17 protein-coding genes are annotated in these 21,008 nt (G+C 66.1%); 7 read left to right on the top strand and 10 right to left on the bottom strand.

The genetic code is table 11. The features are described from left to right. Positions 1 to 123 precede the first annotated feature (123 nt). The 7 genes from A5785_RS00085 to A5785_RS00055 form a co-directional block, all read right to left on the bottom strand. Positions 124 to 3,684: a BTAD domain-containing putative transcriptional regulator gene (locus tag A5785_RS00085; RefSeq protein WP_064863995.1), complete on the bottom strand. Its 3,561-nt coding sequence runs from the start codon at positions 3,682 to 3,684 to the stop codon at positions 124 to 126. An 8-nt stretch (positions 3,685 to 3,692) separates the two neighbouring features. After that, positions 3,693 to 5,153 carry an MFS transporter gene (locus A5785_RS00080; RefSeq protein WP_064863993.1) on the bottom strand — a complete coding sequence of 487 codons (1,461 nt, stop codon included), beginning with the start codon at positions 5,151 to 5,153 and terminating at the stop codon, positions 3,693 to 3,695. A gap of 282 nt (positions 5,154 to 5,435) precedes the next feature. After that, positions 5,436 to 5,939: a DUF4334 domain-containing protein gene (locus tag A5785_RS00075; RefSeq protein WP_064863991.1), complete on the bottom strand. Its 504-nt coding sequence runs from the start codon at positions 5,937 to 5,939 to the stop codon at positions 5,436 to 5,438. A gap of 115 nt (positions 5,940 to 6,054) precedes the next feature. Continuing rightward, positions 6,055 to 6,993, bottom strand: coding sequence for a lysophospholipid acyltransferase family protein (locus A5785_RS00070; protein ID WP_064864019.1), 939 nt, complete (start codon positions 6,991 to 6,993; stop codon positions 6,055 to 6,057). A 7-nt stretch (positions 6,994 to 7,000) separates the two neighbouring features. Next, positions 7,001 to 7,903 carry a GNAT family N-acetyltransferase gene (locus A5785_RS00065; protein WP_064863989.1) on the bottom strand — a complete coding sequence of 301 codons (903 nt, stop codon included), beginning with the start codon at positions 7,901 to 7,903 and terminating at the stop codon, positions 7,001 to 7,003. 195 nt (positions 7,904 to 8,098) lie between these two features. Further along, positions 8,099 to 9,052 (bottom strand): electron transfer flavoprotein subunit alpha/FixB family protein, encoded by a 954-nt coding sequence (locus A5785_RS00060; protein WP_005205300.1) that lies wholly within the window; start codon positions 9,050 to 9,052, stop codon positions 8,099 to 8,101. A gap of 83 nt (positions 9,053 to 9,135) precedes the next feature. After that, positions 9,136 to 9,921 carry an electron transfer flavoprotein subunit beta/FixA family protein gene (locus A5785_RS00055; RefSeq protein ID WP_005205303.1) on the bottom strand — a complete coding sequence of 262 codons (786 nt, stop codon included), beginning with the start codon at positions 9,919 to 9,921 and terminating at the stop codon, positions 9,136 to 9,138. Between the two features lie 328 nt (positions 9,922 to 10,249). Here A5785_RS00055 and A5785_RS00050 point away from each other — a divergent pair, with 328 nt between their 5' ends. From A5785_RS00050 to A5785_RS00040, 3 genes are read left to right on the top strand one after another with little or no spacing between them, the layout of a single operon-like run. Beyond that, complete coding sequence (locus A5785_RS00050; RefSeq protein ID WP_039855278.1) at positions 10,250 to 11,029, top strand: class I SAM-dependent methyltransferase; 780 nt, start codon at positions 10,250 to 10,252, stop codon at positions 11,027 to 11,029. A 16-nt stretch (positions 11,030 to 11,045) separates the two neighbouring features. Continuing rightward, on the top strand, positions 11,046 to 12,611 hold the full coding sequence (locus A5785_RS00045) for a 1,4-alpha-glucan branching protein domain-containing protein (protein WP_064863988.1): 1,566 nt from the start codon (positions 11,046 to 11,048) through the stop codon (positions 12,609 to 12,611). Beyond that, a complete protein-coding gene (locus A5785_RS00040; RefSeq protein WP_039855282.1) occupies positions 12,608 to 13,867 on the top strand; it encodes a glycosyltransferase family 4 protein in 1,260 nt (419 codons plus the stop codon). Before A5785_RS00045 ends, A5785_RS00040 begins: the two co-directional genes overlap by 4 nt. A gap of 45 nt (positions 13,868 to 13,912) precedes the next feature. Here the strand turns inward: A5785_RS00040 and A5785_RS00035 are convergent, their stop codons facing one another. Further along, positions 13,913 to 14,668, bottom strand: a complete 756-nt coding sequence (locus A5785_RS00035) for an acyltransferase (protein WP_039855284.1) — start codon at positions 14,666 to 14,668, stop codon at positions 13,913 to 13,915. Positions 14,669 to 14,829: 161 nt separating this feature from the next. Here A5785_RS00035 and A5785_RS00030 point away from each other — a divergent pair, with 161 nt between their 5' ends. Together A5785_RS00030 and A5785_RS00025 are read left to right on the top strand one after the other, a co-directional pair. Beyond that, positions 14,830 to 16,158 carry an outer membrane protein assembly factor BamB family protein gene (locus A5785_RS00030; RefSeq protein ID WP_039855286.1) on the top strand — a complete coding sequence of 443 codons (1,329 nt, stop codon included), beginning with the start codon at positions 14,830 to 14,832 and terminating at the stop codon, positions 16,156 to 16,158. After that, entirely contained in the window at positions 16,158 to 17,321 is a 1,164-nt protein-coding gene (locus A5785_RS00025; protein ID WP_005205313.1) for an alpha-amylase family glycosyl hydrolase, read from the top strand. The genes A5785_RS00030 and A5785_RS00025 overlap by 1 nt, the downstream gene beginning before the upstream one ends. Positions 17,322 to 17,568: 247 nt before the next feature. On the opposite strand, the gene A5785_RS00020 is transcribed toward A5785_RS00025, so the two are convergent. After that, positions 17,569 to 18,795, bottom strand: a complete 1,227-nt coding sequence (locus tag A5785_RS00020; protein WP_064863986.1) for a THUMP-like domain-containing protein — start codon at positions 18,793 to 18,795, stop codon at positions 17,569 to 17,571. A 118-nt stretch (positions 18,796 to 18,913) separates the two neighbouring features. Between A5785_RS00020 and A5785_RS00015 the strand changes: the two genes are divergently transcribed. Then, positions 18,914 to 19,273, top strand: a complete 360-nt coding sequence (locus A5785_RS00015; protein ID WP_231895395.1) for a hypothetical protein — start codon at positions 18,914 to 18,916, stop codon at positions 19,271 to 19,273. A gap of 242 nt (positions 19,274 to 19,515) precedes the next feature. Here the strand turns inward: A5785_RS00015 and A5785_RS23175 are convergent, their stop codons facing one another. Beyond that, complete coding sequence (locus A5785_RS23175) at positions 19,516 to 20,160, bottom strand: DUF2335 domain-containing protein (protein ID WP_156527958.1); 645 nt, start codon at positions 20,158 to 20,160, stop codon at positions 19,516 to 19,518. A gap of 541 nt (positions 20,161 to 20,701) precedes the next feature. Between A5785_RS23175 and A5785_RS23585 the strand changes: the two genes are divergently transcribed. Further along, positions 20,702 to 21,008, top strand: a 307-nt coding sequence (locus A5785_RS23585; protein WP_231895394.1) for a hypothetical protein, incomplete at its 3' end; no start/stop codon positions are given.

Below are 21,008 nucleotides of genomic sequence, written 5' to 3'. Positions count from 1 at the left end.
GTGGCGACCGGCTGATCCGGCCGCACTCACACGATGTCGGCACACCCTTGGGATGATCTTGCGGTCTTCTTGGAGTGCACGCCAGCCGATGTCCGTCGTTCAGCGCACATCAATTCGTGCAGGTCAGACAATGCGCGCAGCGGTCGCCGCCGAAGCGAGTGCGCTCATGCCCGCAGCAGCAGCAAGCGCGGAGATATCGGCGAGCTCACGGTCACGCCGCGCTCCTGCGGGCGCGCGGGATGCCGCGGCCATCCGACACCGCAGGACCCCTGGCGTACTGGTCTGGGTCTCGGACAATTCTCGTGCGCGGTCGAGCGCCTCGATGGCGGCGTCGTCGTCACCGATCAAGAAGTACAACTCCGCGAGCGCGAGATCGACCGGGCCGATGCATCCGACCTGCCCGACGGTGGCGATGCACCGCGTGAACCGACTGAGATAGTCGATGAAGAGCTCGGCACGATCGGTCAGTTCGAGTTCGACGACGACGCCGGCAAGGATGACCGCCTGCGCGAGCGACGTCCACATCATCGGTTCCCGCTCGCCCAACCAGGCGTCGATCATGTCGATCGCGAGGTCGGCGTCACCGTGGACGCCCGCAACGGTGGCGACGCCCGAGGCCAGAAGTGTCGCAACGGAACTGCCCGAGGCACCGGACATCACAGCGCGCACCCACTGCAGCCGGTCATTTCCATCGATTCCCAGGACGTCGTCGACGATCTGCTCGAACATCCCCTCCTGCGTTGCCATCGCCATCATCGCAAGCGCACCACTCCCGGCGACGTAGAGTTGCGTCTGCTGGTGGACCGCGTACGCGGTCTCGAAATGCTTACTCGCACGGTCGAATTCACCATGCCAGACCGCGACGGCGGCCTCCATCCACCGCAGTTGCGCGCGCAGTATCGGCAGGCGCATCCGTTCGCTGCCGACGATCCCGCGCCGTAGATGCCGTTCGGTGGCGTCGAGGTCGCCGAGTGTCATCGTCGCCATCGACAGCACAGAGTCGACGATCACCTCGTCGAGCGCCGAGAACGTATGCGGCAGCTCACGAATGGCGATACCGAGTGCGACCGACTCCTGCGCCCGTTCGGCGACACCCGAATATGTGAGCAAGCGCGAGACCATGACGTCGGCGAGCACGTCGGGATCACCTAGCTCGTACGCGAGCGCCTCCGCGCGGGCGAGAAGTGTTGCTGGGATCGCGGCGTCACGGTTGTAACAGGTGCCGATGGCCAACGCGCCCAACACCCGTGCGCTGCTCGCCGCGTCGCCGTCGGTGAACTCGCCTGCGGTCGCCAAGAGGTCCTGTAGTGGGCCGGTCTCGGTTCCCGGCGCAACCCACGGCCATCCCCCGCCGGACCTGATCAGCGTGGCGGCCAGTCGTCCAGCCGTCTCCGGACTCCCCGAACGCATCGCATCGCTCAGTCGTTCGGCCACCATCTCGAGCACCGTCGCGACGTTCCCGGCACGCAGATGCGCGTCGAGGAGGTCGACGAGCAGAGCATCGCGCATGGCGACGTCGGCCGCGGCGCTCTCGGAGGCCTCATAGGTGCGCAATGCGGCATCGAGCCAGTAGGCGGCGCTGACCGAATCCCATCGTGATGTCGCGTCGGCGGCGACCCGACGACACGCCTCGACCACGTCGACCACCTCGGCCAACGGCAGGGCTTGCAGGAGGTGACCTGCCCGCCGCGCCGACGACGCCGAATCCGTCGCCGACGCAAGCACTTCGGCCGTGCGCAGGTGAATTCTGCAGCGTCGCAACGTCTTGATGCCCGCCATCGCCTCCCCGCGCAGCAGGGCGTGCGCGAACACGGTGCGCCCGTGGCCCACGCCGGTCACCACGATCCGCTCGTCGACCGCGTCGTCGATGCAGTCGGCGACCTCGTCGACATCACGGTCCATCACGTGCGCGAGGAGCGGGACGTCTATGTCGTCACCGATGACCGCGGCATAGCCGACCACCTCACGCGTCGCGGGGTCGAGCGAGGCGAGCCGTCGATCGAGTACCGAACGAACCGCGGCCGGAACGACTTCTCCGCGTTGCGAATCCGGGAGCCGCGCATACTCCGCGACGAAGAGCGGGTTACCGCCGGTACGGGCGACGAGTTCGTCGAGCTCGCCCGGCGAGAGCTCGACGTCGGATATCTCCCGCACCAATGCGGTGACCTCATGACGCGTCAATGCGGGAACGTCGACGATACGACCCCCTGCCCGCACCATCGCCGAGCGCAGGCGAGCGATCGCAGGCCCACCCTCCTCGTCGCGCACCGTGACGATCACCCGGACCGGCACCCGCTGTAGCGCCGTGGTCAGGTAGACCAGCAGGTCGATCGACATGGGATCGGCCCACTGCGCGTCGTCGACGATGACGGTGACCGGTCGCGCCGCGGCGCGTGACTCGAGGAGACCCTGCACACGTTCGTACACCGCGAATCGCGCGGCATCGGCGTCGACTCCCGGTGGAACCGATAACACGGAGTCGGCGTCGGCATTCAGTTCTCGGCAGAGTTGACGCATCGGCCACCATGCCGGAATGCCCTGTGAATCAGGACATCTCACCCACACGACGACGTCGCCGTTGGCCGACGCCATCAGGGCCGCCTCCTCGGCGAGCCTGGTCTTGCCGATCCCTGCCGCACCCGACAGGGCCAGCCACCGCGTGACCGGACCCCGCTCGTCGACGAAAAGCGTTGCCAGCGTGCGCCGCTGCGCATCACGCCCGACAAGTGCGCCGTCCGGCCCGGCCGCCGGACCTCCTCCGGCAGTGACGACCTCCGGCGTATCGACGTATGCGCCTTGAACGCCGGCATGTGCAGTATCGGCACTGTCCGCACGAGGACCTTCCGCATGCGGATTGTCGGCGTCCGTCCCGCCGTCCGGTGACGGCGCCGGGCCGGCCCCCGACCAGCGGGGTGCTCGCGGCCAGGCTGCGATTTCGGGGTCGTGGCGCAGAATCGCGCCCTGCAACTCGCGCAGTTCGTTGCTCGGGTCGAGGCCGAGTTCGTCGTCGAGTCGTCGATCATGCTCTGTGTACACGGCGAGCGCATCGGCGCCGCGGCCCGCACGGTAGAGCGCCATCATGTGCAGCCAGGCAGCACGATCGCGGAGCGGATCGAGCGTGCGCAACGTCGACGTCTCGGTGAGCGCCTGACCGGTGTCGCCGTGTGCGAGCAGCGTCGTGATGTACGCCTCCGTGACGGACAGTCGCGTCTCGGACGCAGCAACGGAATCGGGGCCGACCCACTTCTCGTCGGCCATGTCTGCCAACAAGGGTCCACGCCACAACCGCCGTGCTTGTTCACAGAGTTGCAGTGCGTCATGCCAACGGGCGGCGTCGACCTCGCCGCGAATCCTGCGTGCTAGGGCAACGTACTCGACGAGGTCGACGGAGTCGTCGGCGATGGTCAGTCGATATCCGGGATTGACCCGCTCGATGGGCGACGGCCCACCGGACTCGCCGCGTAGCGCGCGCCGCAGATTGGAGATGTAGGCCTGCAGGCTCGTCGTTGCGGCGGGCGGCGGATGCGTACCCCAGACCGAGTCGATCAGCCGATCGACCGACACCACCGCGCCGCGCGCAAGGATCAACGCGCCCAGAACGATTCGCTGCTTGGGCGATCCCAGATCGACTGTCTCGCCCGCGCGACGAACCTCGAGGGGGCCGAGGATCAGATACTCCCGCATCTCTCCCCTCACACCTGTGGACCGGAATGTCGGAAAAACGGCGATTCCGAGTCTACGACCGGCATCGCAACGATGTGGGCTGTCCGAGCCGGAGCGGCCGGCCCCACAGCATCGACGCTCGCACGTGCCGACCGCATTGCCATGATCACCACGAGCGCACCGAGCACCGCGATCGCGGCGCTGATCCACAACGCACGGCCGAGCGCGTCGACGTAGGCGGCAGGCTGTCCGCCGTTCAAGACGGAGACGGCAGGAAACACCGCACCCAGTGCTGCCACGCCGAGCGCGATTCCCGACTGACGGAACACATCGTTGACGCCGGCGGCAAGACCCGCGTCGTCATGCGCGGCCTCGGCCAACACGACCCCGCTCATCACGGGGTTGAACACACCCGCACCGACGCAGGCGACGAGGAAGCCGGGCACCATGATCCAGCCACTGCTGTGTTCGCCCGCACACGTCATCCAGACCAGTCCCGCCGCCACCGCGAACAGGGCCGCCGACAGCAGTACCCAGGGCGCGACGCGTCCGACGACGCGATCGGTGAGACCCGCGACGACGAGCATGACCATCGTCCCCGGCAGATACACGAGGCCCGCGGCGATCGCCGACATCCCGAGCACGCCCTGCAGATAGATGGTCACGTACACGAAGACGGCGAACATCGACGCACTGATCGCGAACGTCGCGACCTGAGCTCCCGCAAAGGCAGGGTTGGTGAACATGCGCAGCGGCAGCATAGGTTGCGCGACAACGGATTCGACAACGAGGAACGCGACGAACGCGATCCCGGCGACGCCGAATGCGCTCAGCGTTACCGCATCCGCCCACCCGCGCGAGTTGGCCTCGACGAGCCCATAGGTCAATGCACCCAGCGCGAGAACAACATTCAGCTGACCCCACACGTCACCCCGTCGCGGACGACTACTCGCCGACTCATCGATCCATCGTGTCGCGTAGACCATCGCAATACCCAGCGGAATGTTGACGACGAAGATTGCGCGCCAATCGATCCAGTCGGTGAGGACACCGCCGAGCAGTGGTCCGACAGCGAACGACGCTCCGATGGTCGCCCCATAGGCCGCTAATGCCTTGGTTCGTTTCTCTTTCCCGGGAAACGCGTTCGCCAGCAACGCAAGTGAGGAGGCGAACAGCAGCGCGGCGCCCAGCCCCTGGCCGACGCGCGCGGCGTTCAAGGTGACGATGTCACCCGCAGCCGCACAGACCGCGGACCCGATGGTGAACACCACGGCACCGACCACGAAGACGCGACGTCGGCCGATGCGGTCAGCCCATGCGCCTGCGCTGAGAACGATCGTCGCCAACGCGAGCGTGTATCCGTCGATCACCCATTTGAGCGAGGACATCCCCGCGTCGAATTCGCGTGCCATCGCGGGGAGTGCTGTGTTGACCACTGCGATGTCGAGCATGAGCATCGCGGTTGCCACGCACACCACGGCGAGTGTCACGCGCTGAACGAAGGTCCACCTCTGCTTTCCGACGTCAACCGGCCGGTGCGGCGCCGGCGTTGGGCGCGTCGCGTGAGTGTGTGATGTGCGAATGTGTGGCGTGCGGGTGCGTCTGGTCTGCGCCATGGCTTCTGCCTTCGTGTCGATCCTTCAGGGACGACGACAGACTGCGATGACACGCTTGGCGATCACTTGCCGACTTCTTGACGCGGGCAGTTGCGACGCAGATGCGGGCGCAGATGTGGTGGGAGCGTCGACGCTCAGAACTCAGTCACTCAGAACTCAGTCACGTTCGAGGTAGAAGTAGAAATGGCGGCCGCCGATGAGGCCGCCGGTCCCGTTCATGATGCCCATCACCGTGGTGTCGTCGACGCGCTTGAAGTGGTCGATCACGGGCTGGCCGTCGTAGACCATCGACGCCGTGACCTCGCCGCGGAACTCGATGGCCCACAACGACGCCTCACCCTTGCCGACGCTGGTGTTGGAGTACAGCTCTCCCGATTCGTTGCGGCACACCAGCGGCTGCACCTCGCTGAGCGAGATGAAGTTCTTGCCGTACCAACCGATCTTGGTCAACAGCCCGTTCATCGCATGCCCGGTGACGAACTCGCCACCGCGCCAACTCCCGAGCATGCCGGCAGGTCTGATGGTGTCGAGATCGGCCCATACCGCGTCGAGGTCGGCGTCGGCGACAGCGCCCCGAGCGGCACGCAGCTCACTGAACCGCGCCCGTGCGGCCTCGCGACGTGCGTCGTTCTCGGTGTCTGTCTGCGAACTCGCGGTCACGAAATCTCCCGACGGCCAGGCGCACCGTACGGATCGGCGCGGTTTTTCTCACCGTATCGGATCGAGCGATCGGGTGTGTCCGCGGTCACCGATGCGAGTCAGCTGTTCCGATCGCCTACGGATGAGCGTGTGCAGGCACTCCACCGACGAGTTCGGCGCAGCGCTCGGCGAGTTCACGACGGTCCGAGCCCGGGAGTTGCGACTCGTGCACTCGGATGCGCACCGCGAGGCCGCGGGTGCGCAGCACACGTCGAAGCGTGTCGGCTGGCGAATCATCGCCGATGAAACCTGCTGCGGCCGTGACCATTCCGGAGACCTCGAACTCGACGTGCAGCGGAATGACGGGCACTCCGGCGTCGATCGCCGCCTGGAAGAACGCGGGCCGGAACTCACCGCGGGCACGTCCGCACCATGTGGTGCCCTCCGGGAACACCGCCACCGAGTTGTCGGCCTGCAGTTCTGCCACCGCGCGATCGACGGTTGCGGGCAGGGTACGCAGCGAGCCGCGGTCGATCGAGATGATTCCGAGTCGCCGCGCAAGCGTTGACACGACGGGCATCGACATCACGTCGCATTTGGCGACGAACCGGGCCGGGTTGACGACCGCGACGGCCAGGATGTCGAGATACGAGATGTGATTGGACACGACGAGCCCACGGGTGCTCGCGGCGAACGGCCGACGATCGTCGATCACCACTCGAACGCCCAAGGACCACAACAGAGTTCGCGCGCTCGTGCGAATGTATGCACGACGCAGGAGCCGCGGCAGCACTGCGACAAGCGAACCCATCAGCAGGAAGACGATGGTCGACGCCGCCAGCAGGACCACGCGAGTCGCGACGACGAGCGCGTTGGCCCTGGCGAACGGGTTGTCGGCGTGGCAGAGGTCGCCGCACGGGCTGGCCGGGTACCACGCGTGACGGTGACTCTCGGTCCTGATCGTCGCGGACGACGAAGGGTTGTGGGCGGGAACGGGATGCGCAGTCGGCACCACTGTCTGCGTCGGCAGTGATGCGGGGGACGTCGGAGGGCTGATGATCGCTGCGGCCGTCATACGGACCTCACTCTCGGGGAGATACTGCGAGTCGCGCGCCTGTCGCACGAAGTCTGTCGAGGTAGCGGGTGTTGGCGTGTTCGCGGTCGATGATGGTGACGAAGTCGCCGACGTCGAAGATCTCGTCGATCGCCGGTTCACCGCAGACCGTTGCGCCCAGACGTAGGTAGGCACGCAGGAGCGGCGGCAGGGTGAGCGTCGACGGCGGCTCGATCTCGTCGAGAATGCGACCGTCGATCAGTGGGCTGTGCAACGGGGTGGTTCGCCACGGCGCCCGGTGACGGGTGAGCACGTGGTCGCGGACGCCGCGCAGCGTCGAACCTCGCTGTTCGTCACCGGGACCACCGAGCGGAACCGAGACGCAGCCCATCAGGTAGCGGTAGCCCGCGTCGTCGAGGTAGCGCAACACTGCGGCCCAGAGCAGCGCGGTGATGGCGCCGTGGCGATGGCCCGGCGCCACGCATGCGCGGCCCATCTCGACGACGGACCCGCCTATCTGGTTGATCTCGGTCAGGTCGAATTCGCTTGTCGAGTACCAACCGCCCGCGGCGATGGCTCGCGGCGGTGCGAGCAGTCGTGCACACCCCAGGACGCCGTACTCGTCGTCGATGGCGACGAGGTGTTCGGCGAACTCGTCGACGTGGTCGGCGTCGCGGCGGGTTGTCGGGTCGCCGATCTGATCGGAGAAGCCCGGCTCTGCGGCGAAGACGTCGTAGCGGAGTCGTTGGACAGCGTCGATCAGCTCCGGGGACTCGGTGAGAACGATCCGCAGCCGCCCGGCGTCGACGAGGGTGCGTCCGTGTGCAACACCCGGGCTGTCCAGTACGTCTGTCATGCCCCAGATGAAAGCCAGTCGCAACGACCGGCCTGCTACGTGCGCGTGACGTGTCGGGGCGCGCTCGGTGAACAAAAAGCAGCGATCCCCGACCCAGATGGGCCGGGGATCGCTGAGAGTGGTTTCGACAGGCTCAACCAGCGGGCTGTGACCCGATGATCGAGCTTGTCGAGATCACCGAGTGGTTTCGACAGGCTCAACCAGCAAGCCCGCTGATCGAGCGATAAGCCCGCTGATCGAGCCATTAACCGCTGATCGAGCTTGTCGAGATCACTTCCGCTTCTTGACCTCTTCGGTCAGCTGCGGTGCGACGTTGAAGAGGTCGCCGACGATGCCGAAGTCGGAGATCTCGAAGATCGGCGCTTCCTCGTCCTTGTTGACGGCGACGATCGTCTTCGAGGTCTGCATGCCTGCGCGGTGCTGGATCGCGCCCGAGATGCCCAGCGCGACGTACAGCTGCGGCGACACGGTCTTGCCGGTCTGACCGACCTGGAACTGGCCCGGGTAGTAGCCCGAGTCGACAGCGGCACGCGAGGCGCCGACAGCGGCACCGAGCGAGTCGGCGAGCTCCTCGACGACGGAGAACTTCTCGGCGCTTCCGACGCCACGACCACCGGAGACGACGATCGATGCCTCGGTGAGCTCCGGACGGTCGCCACCGACGTTCGGCTCGACCTTGGTGATCTTCACGCCACCCTCCTGCGCCGGAACCTCGACGTCGACGCGCTCGCCCGCAGCAGCCTGCGGTGCGGCCTCGACGCCACCGGGGCGCACGGAGAAGATCGGGGTGTCGCCCTTGGCCTGCGCGTCGACGGTGAACGCACCACCGAAGATCGAGTGGACGCCGACAGCGCCTTCCTTGACGTCGACGACGTCGGCGAGCACGCCCGAGCCGAGACGCACGGCAAGACGGCCTGCGATCTCCTTGCCGTCGGCGTTGGCCGCGACGAGGATGCCCGCGGGCGATGCCTGCTCAGCGACCGACGACAGGACGTCGACCTTGGGGCTGATCAGGTAGTTGGCCGCGTCGTCGGACTCGGCGACGTAGATCTTCTCGGCACCGGCGGCCTTGAGGTCGTCGATGATGCCGTCGGCGCCACCGGGTGCGCCGACCACGACGGCCGACGGCGCACCGAGTGCACGAGCGGCGGTGATCAGTTCGTTGGTCACCTTCTTGAGGGCGCCCTCGGCGTCCTGCTCGACCAGAACGAGTACTTCTGCCATTGTTTTGCTCCTGGATGTCTGGTGGCCTGCGGCGAGTCTGCTGACCGCGCGGGCCGGTGAGGTGGTCTCGGTGCGTTCGGCGCCTAGATGATCTTCTGGCTGACCAGGTACTCGGCAACCTTCACGCCACCGTCGCCCTCGTCGGTGACACGCTCACCCGCGGTCTTCGGAGGCTTCGGGGTCGAGCTGGTGACCGTCGTGCCCGCATTCTCGAGGCCCACATCGGAAGGCTCGACGTCGATCTCGGCGAGGCCGACGACCTGAACTTCCTTCTTCTTGGCGGCCATGATGCCCTTGAAGGACGGGAAGCGCGGCTCGTTGATCTTCTCGTTGACACTGACGATCGCGGGAAGCTCGGCCTCGACGTGGTAGATGCCGTCGTCGGTCTCGCGCTCGCCCTTGAGGGACTCGCCCTCGACGGTCAGCTTGCGCAGATGCGTGAGGTGCGGCAGTTCGAGGTACTCGGCGATCATCGCGGGGATCGCGCCGACGCGACCGTCGGTGGCCTCGTTACCTGCGATGACCAGCTCGACGCCCTCGACGGTGCCGAGTGCGCGGGCGAGCACGTATGCGGTCTGAACCGCGTCCGAACCGTGCAGCGCATCGTCCTTGATGTGGATGGCCTTGTCGGCACCCATCGAAAGTGCCTTGCGGATGGCTTCGGTGGCGCGCTCGGGACCTGCGGTGAGGATGGTGACCTCGCCCCCGTTGGCCTCCTTGATCTGCAGCGCTTCCTCGACCGCACGCTCGTTGATCTCGTCGAGCACGGCGTCAGCGGCTTCGCGATCAAGCGTGTAGTCGGTCTCGGAGAGCTTTCGCTCGGACCAGGTGTCCGGAACCTGCTTGATCAGAACGACAATGTTTGTCATGGGTCTACGTCGACCTCCTGCGTCGGGTTCGGCAACTTACCGGCGGGTAAGGCCATCGGTCTCCACCCACTTTAGCGTCTCCTATTTTGCCTTAGAACATCACCTACCTCACACTATGGCGGCGTTCTCACGGGCAGGATGTGACGACTGCGGGCAGGCGAAGCGACTGTGGCACGTTCTTGGGACGGCCCCGGGTACTAGTCTCATGGGGATGATCGACGCACAGGGCTCGACTACGGACCGTCTGCCGACGGTGAGCACGGGTTCGCAGGCCACCCCTCAGGCAACTTCAGGGACGACTTCCGAGGCCACACGACCCGCGGCCGGCATGGACGCATTGGACACCGAAGCCCAACTGGCGCTGACCGGCGAGCGGACGGTTCCCGGCATCCCGGCAGAGAACTACTGGTTCCGTCGCCACGAGATCGCCTACCGGTTCATCGCGGAGTCGTGCAGTGGGAAAGAGGTTCTCGAGGCAGGCTCCGGTGAGGGCTACGGCGGCGCGATGCTCGCCGCCGCGGGCGCGACGGTCACCTGCGTCGACTACGACGCGTCGGCCGTCGAACACACCCGCAGGCGCTACCCGGAACTGACGATGATCGCGGGCAACCTCGTTGATCTCCCGCTCCCCGACGAATCGGTCGACGTCGTGGTGAACTTCCAGGTCATCGAGCATCTGTGGGATCAAGCCGCGTTCATCGCCGAGTGCCGTCGAGTGCTGCGCCCCGGCGGGCGTCTCTTTATCTCGACGCCCAATCGCATCACCTTCTCGCCCGGCCGCGACACCCCGCTCAATCCGTTCCACACGCGCGAACTCGACGCCGTCGAGCTCACCGATCTCCTGACCGACGGCGGGCTGGAATCCGTTGTGATGCATGGCGTTTACCACGGCCCGGGCCTGGCGGAGTTGGACGCGAAGTGGGGCGGGTCCCTGATCGACGCACAGATCGAGCGCGCCTTGGCGGGAGAGGACTGGCCCGCCGACCTCGTCGCCGACGTCGCCGCGATCTCCGCTGACGACTTCGTGATTCTCGAAACCTCCCCAAACAGCGCAACCGCAGACATCGACGCCTCGCTCGACCTCTTCGCCATCGCGGTCCGACCCTGAGCACCCGGCACACCCGATGACAATTTCCTCATCCCGCACTGCGACGCACCCACAGGGCAGCGGCGACGCCGTGCCCGGCCAGTTCACCCTGGTGCTGCACTCTCACCTGCCGTGGCTGGCCAATCACGGTCGCTGGCCGGTCGGCGAGGAGTGGCTCTACCAGTCGTGGGCGGCGTCGTATCTTCCTGTCTTCGCCATGCTCCGACGGCTGGCGGCCGACGGATTCACCGATCAGCTCTCGCTGGGCATCACGCCTGTGCTGGCCGCCCAACTCGACGACCCGCACTGCCTTCGCTCCATGCACGAGTGGCTCGCCGACTGGCAACTGAGGGCGGTGGCGGCCGCGGACAATCCGGATATCGTCCGCCGCGAACTCGCCGCGCACGAATTCCGATGTGCGGCAAGCGCACTGGGCGATTTCGAACGCCACTGGCAACACGGTGCGAGCCCGCTGATCCGAGCACTGGCCGACAGCGGCGTCGTCGACATCCTCGGCGGCCCGCTCGCCCATCCGTTCGCTCCGCTGCTCGACCCGCGCTTGCGTCGATTCTCTCTGGCCGAGGGGCTTGCCGACGCTCGATCACGGTGGGGTGCTGCGCCGCAAGGGATCTGGGCGCCCGAATGCGCGTTCACGCCGGGGATGGAGTCCGAGTATTCGGCTGCGGGCGTGCGACATTTCATGGTCGACGGCCCCGCGCTGCACGGCGACACCTCGCTCGCGCGACCCGTCGGAGACTCCGAGGTCCTCGCCTTCGGTCGCGACCTGACCGTGAGTTATCAAGTGTGGTCACCGAAATCGGGATATCCGGGCCACTCCGTCTACCGCGACTTCCACACCTACGACCACACGACCGGCTTCAAGATGTCGCGTGTGACCGGCAAAACCGTTGCGGCGCAGAATAAGAAACCCTACGACCCCGACCGCGTCGCACCAGTGATCGATCGCCATGTCGACGACTTCGTCGAACATGTACGCGCGCGCCTGATCTCGGAATCGGAGCGTATCGGCCGACCGGCGCTGGTCGTCGCGGCGTTCGACACCGAGCTGTTCGGGCACTGGTGGCATGAGGGACCCGTGTGGCTCGAACAGGTGCTTCGACGCCTCCCCGAAGCCGGGGTGCGGGTCGGGACGATGGCATCGGCAGCAGCCGATGGCCTTGTCGGAGAACCGGTGTCGCTCACTGACAGCTCGTGGGGTTCCGGCAAGGACTGGCGTGTATGGAATGGTCCGCAGGTCGAGCACCTCGTCGAACTCAACGCAGAGGTGGTCGAGACAGCACTCGACACCGTCGACAAACTTCTCGATGCGGAGTCGGGTCGTGATCGCGTTGCCGATCAGATCGTCCGGGAGACCCTGCTGACCGTCTCGTCGGATTGGCCCTTCATGGTCTCCAAGGACACCGCTGCCGAGTACGCGGTGCGTCGAGCCCACACCCACGCACACGCCACACGTGAGATCGCCGACGCCGCGCTACGCGGACGCACCGAGCAGGCGGCACGTCTTGCCGCGAGCTGGAATCTCGCCGACGGACTGTTCGCCGACCTCGACGCCCGTCGACTCCGCGGAGACGAGCGCGCATGAGAGTGCTGCTCGTTTCGTGGGAGTACCCGCCGGTCGTGGTGGGCGGCCTCGGCAGGCACGTACACCACCTCGCCACCGAGCTCGCCGCCATCGGGCACGACGTCGCGGTACTGACCCGCAGGCCGTCGGGTACCGACGCGCTGACACACCCGACCACCGACACCGTCGTCGAGGGTGTGCGGGTGATCGCCGTCGCGGAAGATCCACCGGAATTCGAGTTCGGGCAGGACATGATGGCGTGGACACTCGCCATGGGTCACTCATTCGTCCGCGCCGGACTCGGCATCCTCACTGCCGATTCCGACGCACGCTGGACACCCGAGGTGGTGCACGCCCACGACTGGCTCGTTGCGCACCCGGCGATCACGCTCGCCGAGCTGTTCGACGTCCCGCTCGTCTCGACGATCCACGCCACCGAGGCGGGCAGGCATAGCGGCTGGGTCAGCGGGCGGACCAACCGTCAGGTGCACTCGGTCGAGTGGTGGCTCGCCAACGAGTCCGACGCGCTGATCGCCTGTTCGGCGTCGATGCGTGACGAGGTGACCAGGCTCTTCGGGCCAGGGCTGCCCGACGTCCAGGTCATCCACAACGGCATCGACGTCGACATCTGGCCCTACGCCGAACGAACACGCACGCAGGGTCCCGCGGAACTGCTGTTCGCCGGGCGCCTCGAATACGAGAAGGGCGTGCAGGATCTTCTCGCCGCGCTCCCCCGCATCCGACGCACCCATCCGGGCACCACGCTGACCATTGCGGGCGACGGCACTCAGTACGACTGGCTCGTCGACACCGCTCGCCGCCATCGGGTCTCGCGCGCGGTGCGTTTCCTTGGCGGCGTCGGCCATGACGAACTCGTCGACCTGATGCATCGGTGCGACGCGATCGTGCTGCCGTCGCGGTACGAACCGTTCGGCATCGTCGCCCTCGAGGCCGCTGCCACCGGCGCGCCTCTGGTGGTTTCCACGGCGGGCGGACTCGGCGAGGCTGTCGTGGCGCCGGTGACCGGGCTGACGTTCACGCCCGGCGACGTCGCGGGGCTGACCGCCGCGGTGCGGTCATGCCTGTCAGATCCGGTACAGACCGCTGCGCGCGCACGACGCGCCCGTGCGCGATTGACTGCTGAGTTCTCCTGGCGGGAGGTGGCCGAACGCACCAGCGGCGTCTACCTCTCCGCCAAGCGTCGAGTCCGCCATCCTGTGGGACGCCCGTTCATCGCCGAAAGGCCACTCCCGGAACGCGATCCGGAGCAGCCCTGAGCCACACATCGGCTCAGGGCACGCAGATGGGGGCACGCGGACGGGTCAGGCGCCGGGAACCTGGCGGGCTTGGGCCTTCTTACGTTCGATGTCGGCAAGTGCGCGTTCGAGTTCGGCGCGCTCCTCGGCGTTGGAGGCCCAGTCGTCCTTACGGTTCTTCACGACCCGCGCGGGAGCGCCGACGGCGATCGAATAGTCGGGGATCACGCCCTTGACCACGGCATGCGACCCGAGCACGCACCCTCGCCCGACGATCGTGTTGCGCAGGACCGAGACCTTCGCGGCCACCCAGGTGTCGGCGCCGATACGGACCGGCCCCTTCACGATGCCCTGGTCCTTGATCGGCAGCGTGATGTCGTCGGTCTTGTGGTCGAAGTCGCAGATGTAGCACCAGTCGGCGACGAGGACCGATCCGCCGATCTCGAGGTCGAGGTAGGAGTTGACCACGTTGTTGCAGCCGAAGACCGTCTTGTCGCCGATGCGCATCGTGCCCTCGTGGCACCGGATCGAGTTGCCGTCACCGATGTGGACCCAGCGTCCGATCTCCATCCTGCTCAGCTCCGGCGTCGCGTGAATCTCGACGTTGCGGCCGAGGAAGAGCATTCCTCGGAGCACGATGTGCGGGTTGGTCATCCGGAACCGCGCGAGCCGGTAGTACCGCACCAGGTACCAGGGTGTGTACGCCTTGTTGCGCAACACCCAGCGCAGCGAATCGAGGGTGAGGAAGCGCGCCTGTCGCGGGTCGCGGCGTCGACCTGCTCGCCACCGCGACCGATACGAGGCGTTCCACATCGTCGTCATGACGACTCACCATAATCGACGCCGCTGTCGGCTTCGGCGGCGGAGCCGCGGCTTCAGTGGGCAGCGGAGCCGCCGTGCGAACCAGCGGCGAAGCGTCGCACGATAGGCTCAACTGCTGGCGTCCCGGTGCAGTGCCGGAGACCGAACATGACGGGAGCAGGATGGCTGTGGTTGGCCCCCGGATTCGGGTACCGCGACGGGTTCTGGCGCCGCTGGCGCTCCTGCTCGGTGCCGTGGTGGCACTCAGCGCCTGCTCGGACGGGCACATCGACGTACGTTCGGTCGCCAGTCCCGGCTGGGCGAGCTACGGCGGCAACGGCGCGAACTCGAACTACACCTACCCGTCGATCCCCGACGACCTCGCCCTGAGCTGGACACGGCCGACCGGCGGCCCGGTGACGGCTCCTCTCACGCTGTCGAACCATTCGAACGTCAACGTCACCGCGAGCACAGCCAACGGCTGCAACCTGTTTGCCCTCGATCCCAACTCGGGACGTATGAACTTCTGCAAACGGATGCGCGCGGGCATCGAGGGAAACTCCACGCTGCTCGACCAGTTCGACCAGCCCTACGTCGGCGAGGAGACCACCTTCGTGGCGTTCAACGCCGGCGGCGCGATCCGCTGGCGGATGCCGGTGATCGGGGTGCCACTGTCGGCCAAGTTCGCGGCCCCCGGCGAGGTACTCGTGGTGACCACCCAGGGTCAGATTCTGATGCTCAACACCCAGAACAGCGACTTCACCGCACCCGAGGTGCGCCTGCGACCCGAGGCCGACCCCGGCGACCCGCTCTGGGGCTACGGCGACTGCGTCAGCAACGGCCCACGCTGCGCCGTGCCCGCGCCGCCCGCCGTCGACGAGCAGCACAGCCGCTTCTTCCTGAACTTCTGGCCGACCGGCGCGATCGCGTCGCAGATCCGCGGCTTCTCGTACGCGAAGCAGAACGACGGACGTGTTGTCCGGGAGGTCTGGCATGCCGACGTCCCCGGAGGTGTGATCGGCGCACCGACGCTGTCGGCCGATGGCAACACCCTCTACACGTTCAGCAGGCTCGGCCAGATCGTCGCGCTCGACGCCGCGACCGGCAAGACAAAGTGGACCTACGACAACGGCGGCTACGGATTCGCGTCCATGACCGTTTCCCCCGACGGTCTGATCATCCCGACCGGTGTCATCGGCGCCCCGCTGACCCTGCTTCGCGACCGCGGCGACAAAGCTGAGCAGGTCTGGCAGCGCAAGGATCTCGCCGCCGTGAGCCTGTCGACCCTCACGTCATCGAAGACCGCGTGGACCGTCGTGCGCGATCAGGGCAAGAATTCGCTGTCGCTGGTCGAGGTCGACACGTCGAACGGTGCCACGAAGCGCACCGTGGCGATGCCCGGCGCGGAAGGCTTCGCGACGGGAGTCGCGGTGTCGCCGTCGGGACAGATCGCGACGGCCACGAACATCGGCGAGGTGTTCTTCTTCGACTCGAAGAAGAACATCGACTGATGACAGCCACCACGCCGGACTGGGTCGCGACGTCGATCTGGTGGCACGTGTACCCGCTCGGCGCACTGGGCGCCGACACCACCGGCGTCGACCGGACCTGCCGACGTCCGCTGTCAGCACTCATCGACTGGCTCGATTACGCAGTCGCGTTGGGAGTCAACGGAATCGCGCTCGGTCCGATCTTTCAGTCCGCGACCCACGGCTACGACACCCTCGACTACTTCACGATCGACGAACGTCTCGGCGACCGAGCCGATTTCGACGCCCTCGTCTCCGCATGCCGGTCGCGCGGCATCAGGATCATGCTCGACGGCGTGTTCAATCATGTGTCACGCCGGCATGATCGAGTTGCCGACGGCTCGAGCTGGGCGCGTCGCGCGCGTGACGGTTCGGCGCGCACCTTTGAGGGTCACGACGACCTGGTCGCGCTCGATCACCGCAATCCCGACGTCGCCGACCTGGTCGTCGACGTGATGTGTCACTGGCTGGACGCAGGCGCCGACGCGTGGCGTCTCGATGCGGCCTATGCGGTCCCACCTGCCTTCTGGCGCACTGTTCTACCCCGCGTGCGTGAGCGATTCCCCGACACCTATGTGCTCGCGGAGGTCATTCACGGCGACTATCCGGGATTCGTCTCCGACAGCGGCGTCGACTCGGTGACCCAGTACGAGCTGTGGAAAGCCGTGTGGAGCAGCATCATCGACGCCAACATGCACGAACTGCAGTGGGCGCTGACCCGCCACGACGAGATGCTGAGCACGTTCGTACCGTGGACGTTCGTCGGCAATCACGACGTGACCCGCATTGCGACCCGCCTCGCCGAACGTTCCGCGGATCTCGCCGTCGTGCTTCTGGCCACCCTGCCCGGCACCCCGGCGATCTACTACGGCGACGAATTGGGTTGGAATGGAACGAAAGAGGAACGCATCGGCGGCGATGACGCGATCCGACCGCCGCTGCCGCAGACACCTCCCGACGACGCCTCGCTGCCCGCAATCTACCGACTCCACCAGCGGCTGCTGGGACTTCGACGCCGCTTTCCCGACATCGAGCACGCACGCGTGCAGACACTCGACGTGAACCAGGGCCTACTGGTCTACCGCGTGCACACCGAACAGCCGATCACTGTGGCGCTCAAGCCGCTCAGGCACCAACTGACGTAATAGTCGAGCTGGGTACCACCGGGCACCTCGAGTCGGAGGCCTCTCACCGCGAGGGCGACTCGATCCACCTCGAGCCGGGCGGTTGGTACATCGCCGGTACCGAGCTCTCACCGGGACAGTCGTAGCCCCCGGGACTGACCTTTGGGTCCCTGTCACATCGCGGCCGCGCAGAAAGTTGCGCCCCGTGGGTCGCTCGCATGTACCGGTACGTGCGGAGGACCCGAGGGGTGTGGTTTTCTGCGCGCGACTATCGCGCCCTGACGCCGGCCTCACACAGGAACCCGACGCCCTTGCGGCCGACGCGGGTAAGCACGAGCGCCAGTGACCGCGAACCCTTGAGACGCAACCGCTTCCGCAACGCGTCGGGGTCGACGTCGAGGCCTCGCACGAGTATCTCCAACGTGCCGCAGTCGTGCGCGGCGAGGGTCTTCCGCAACGCCTTCTCCGACGTCGAAACCTCCTCGATGACCTCGAATCCCCGCTCCCCCAACGGCACCTGCTCGCCGGTGAGGTAGGCGATCTGCGGGTCGAGTTGCCACAGACCGTGCCGTGCGGCGTACTGACGCACCAGTCCGGCACGGACGACGGCGCCGTCGGGGTCGACGATCCACCGACCGACCGGACCGTGTTGGTCGACGTCGTCAGGCTCGTCGTCGCTGACCTCGAAACCGCCCACTGCGCCGTCACCACCGGTACGCAGCACCGTTGCCCGCGTACGGTCGACGATCCCCGGCCCGCTCCACAGGCAGGCTTCACGGACACCACCGTCGAGCGAGGTGATCTGCACTTCTCCGGTGAAGCCGAATCGGTTACGCAGTGCCCGATAGTCAAGTCCCGGAGCACATTTGATGATCACAACGCGTCCCGCATAGGTCATCAAGACATCGGGAAGCGGCGGCGTGAGTTGATCGAGCCGAAAGATCCGTCCGGCGCCGGACCGTCGGGCAGGGTCGGCGATCACCACGTCGGCCGTCGACGTGGGGGTCAGTGCATCGGCGACGAGAAGCGCAGTCGGAGTCGGCAATTGCCCGAGGACGCGCTGATTGTGTTGTGCCATCGACAGTCTCACGTGGTCGAGGTCGCTGCCGATCACGCCACCGACCCCCTCCTGCGATGCGAGTTCGACGACCTCACCACCGATCGAACACGTGACGTCGTGGATCACCGCACCGGGGAAACGCTGCGCGATCTCGGCAGCCCGGTGTGCCGCAACCACACTCCGCGTCGCCTGCTGAAGAGCATCGTCGGTGAGCAGCCACTGATCGGCGTCGCGCAGTTTGCGCGCAGCTCGCCGTCGATCGCGCACGGTCTCGATGAGCGCGGCGTCGTGAGGCGCGTAGCGTCGTCGGGCCGCTTCGACGTCGGCGATCATCGACGACGGCGTCAACGCCATACCCGAGACCACCTCGAGCGCCTTCTCCCCATAGCGACCACGAAGGAAAGCGACATCGTCGAGCGTGAATTCGTATCCCAAGTCGCAACTCCCCTGGCGCGTGCCGGTTCCACAGACACCTTGGCACATGCGCGGTGAGCGCAGGCGCTCGGGCATGTCCGATATTGACTATTAGGTAAGCCTAAGCAACCATGGGGCCGTGAACACGAAGAGAATCGTCATGGTCGGCACACTTGTCGGGGCGGCAGCCGTCATCGGAACCGCGGTCGGTGGAGCGAATGCGGAGGCCAAGGTCGCCGACGGGCGCTACAACTTCTGCGTGAAGACCCAGTACGGGAGCTCCGTCGACGAGCGGTGCAACGAGTACCGCGTGGTGGGCAACCAACTGATCGGCCCGGCCAATCAGCCACTGCAACTCATCGACACACCCAACGGCGCCGTCGCCGTGATACCGCCCGCGAGCGGACTGGTCATCACCAAGAACGCCGACGGCTACAAGGTCGTCAACACAATCCTGGGCGTCCCCGTCGCGACGTCGCAGTTGACGCCGCTGGACTGATCCGCCACGTCGCGCCGGGAGCCCGAGCCGCAGTCCGCAGTCACCCGCCGATCACTCCGGCTTGTACCCGCTCACGACGACGTTGTAGGAGGATCGCGTCCTGGGCGTTTATGATTGTTGGCATCGTTGGACTACACCCGTCGGCGCAGGCCATAGCGCTGCGGGCGTTGGCTGGCGCAGTGCCCTAGTGAATCTACTGCGGGCCAACTGCGCGGGCCAAGGGGACACAGGTTCGAATCTCCTCAGCGCTCATCGTTTGTTGGTTCGCGTACTGCACGAACTAGTTTGCTTGCGAACTGGAAGAATGCCGGGCTCAAGAATATTGCACTGTATGCGGGATTTTGTCCCCACCCGAGCAGGACCAGCATGGCAACTAGTGCGACGACAATTGAACCGCCGACGATGATCGATGTGTACCTCTGCCCTCGGCTCAACGCTTCGACGTCGCCATCAGCGAGGGTGATGTCGACATGATTTTGGGCTTCGAGTGCCTGCTCGCTCATCCGAAGAATGCGGTCGGCCGCGCCGGGGAGGACGGCTTCGTACTTGCCTAGATCCTCTGGCCTAGGCATTGGCCCTGACCAATTCTCGCGCCTCACGATAAAGCTCTGAATTAGGACTTCACGCTCGTGAGGAGGCAATTGTCGAATTGCCGCTTCTGCCTCTTCGAAGTTGACTAACTGCGAGGAGTCTTGCTGATCGCCTGATTCATCACCGAACCGACGCGATTCCACGACCGGTTGAGTGTCGCCGTCGCGCGCGTCTGGCGAATCCGCCGTGGCGTCCGCAGCCGACGAGGTTCGATCTCGAAGAGATCCACCCCCCGTGCGCGCGCCCGTGTCATCGCTGCTCGAGGCGTCGTTACGGTCTTCGTGGTCATGGCTCAACAGTATCCCTCCATGCTGTGATAAGCATCAGAAATCCAATCAGTCAGGCCCTATACGCACCAGGATGGCCCAGTCTTCCCCAATCATCCCTACGGACTCTGGGTATCAGGAGCTTCGGCTGTCTCAGCCTCAGTCGCAGCAAGCAGCCAGTACAACAGCCACTTCGTCGGTCTCGGAGAGAATGCTAAGGGTGGGGTAGGTCTCCGGTGGGTGGGCTAGCAGCCACCCTCAGGCACATGGCTACTCTCCCCCGAACGCCCCCTCCCCCTCTCATGCAACGTCAGACACCCGACTCCGTTGCGATGCGAGGTTAGTCAGCTCTTCGCATCGGCTTCTTCACCTCGAGGAACTTCCCCTCCATCCTCGACACACCCACAGAAGGCGTATGCCTCGACGAAGGCTGATCACGCTGACGCTGCTGACGCTCAATACGATCGAGAGTGTCCTGATCACGAGCCGACACCCGCTTAGCTTCCGCCGGCCGCGCCGACTCGGGCTCGTACGGCTGAGCGTTGCCCATCTTGTTGTACTCACTACAGCCTTGGCAGTACAGACGCTTTCTCGCCACAAGCGGCGCAACGACGCCAGGAACACCGAACGTCGCCACACCCGCCGTCAACCCGATGACCTTCGCTCGACGAGTCCGCTTCTCCGAGAAGTTCCGACCACCACACTTCCAGCAACGGAAGTTGCCATCAGCATCCACCCGAATGTCCTCCATCGTCTGAAGGTACGACCGAACCGAACTGCAGCACCGCAACATACCCAGCTTTCAACTGATCAGACGACCGACCACCCCGCCCCGGTGGCTGTCTCTTATACACATCTGACGCTGCCGACGATCGCAT

Origin of the sequence: Gordonia sp. 852002-50395_SCH5434458 (genome assembly GCF_001665905.1) — a bacterium.
In the GTDB taxonomy this organism is placed as follows: domain Bacteria; phylum Actinomycetota; class Actinomycetes; order Mycobacteriales; family Mycobacteriaceae; genus Gordonia; species Gordonia jacobaea.
Note: the sequence above shows the minus strand (reverse complement) of the source record. Positions and strands in the feature narration are given on the sequence as shown.

What these genes read in the sequence shown, in the direction of transcription:
- A5785_RS00085 (WP_064863995.1), bottom strand. Translation starts at nt 3,684, where the DNA reads ATGCGGGAGTATCTGATCCTCGGCCCCCTCGAGGTTCGTCGCGCGGGC.
- A5785_RS00070 (WP_064864019.1), bottom strand. Translation starts at nt 6,993, where the DNA reads ATGACGGCCGCAGCGATCATCAGCCCTCCGACGTCCCCCGCATCACTG.
- A5785_RS00060 (WP_005205300.1), bottom strand. Translation starts at nt 9,052, where the DNA reads ATGGCAGAAGTACTCGTTCTGGTCGAGCAGGACGCCGAGGGCGCCCTC.
- A5785_RS00055 (WP_005205303.1), bottom strand. Translation starts at nt 9,921, where the DNA reads ATGACAAACATTGTCGTTCTGATCAAGCAGGTTCCGGACACCTGGTCC.
- A5785_RS00050 (WP_039855278.1), top strand. Translation starts at nt 10,250, where the DNA reads ATGGACGCATTGGACACCGAAGCCCAACTGGCGCTGACCGGCGAGCGG.
- A5785_RS00045 (WP_064863988.1), top strand. Translation starts at nt 11,046, where the DNA reads ATGACAATTTCCTCATCCCGCACTGCGACGCACCCACAGGGCAGCGGC.
- A5785_RS00040 (WP_039855282.1), top strand. Translation starts at nt 12,608, where the DNA reads ATGAGAGTGCTGCTCGTTTCGTGGGAGTACCCGCCGGTCGTGGTGGGC.
- A5785_RS00035 (WP_039855284.1), bottom strand. Translation starts at nt 14,668, where the DNA reads ATGACGACGATGTGGAACGCCTCGTATCGGTCGCGGTGGCGAGCAGGT.
- A5785_RS00030 (WP_039855286.1), top strand. Translation starts at nt 14,830, where the DNA reads ATGGCTGTGGTTGGCCCCCGGATTCGGGTACCGCGACGGGTTCTGGCG.
- A5785_RS00025 (WP_005205313.1), top strand. Translation starts at nt 16,158, where the DNA reads ATGACAGCCACCACGCCGGACTGGGTCGCGACGTCGATCTGGTGGCAC.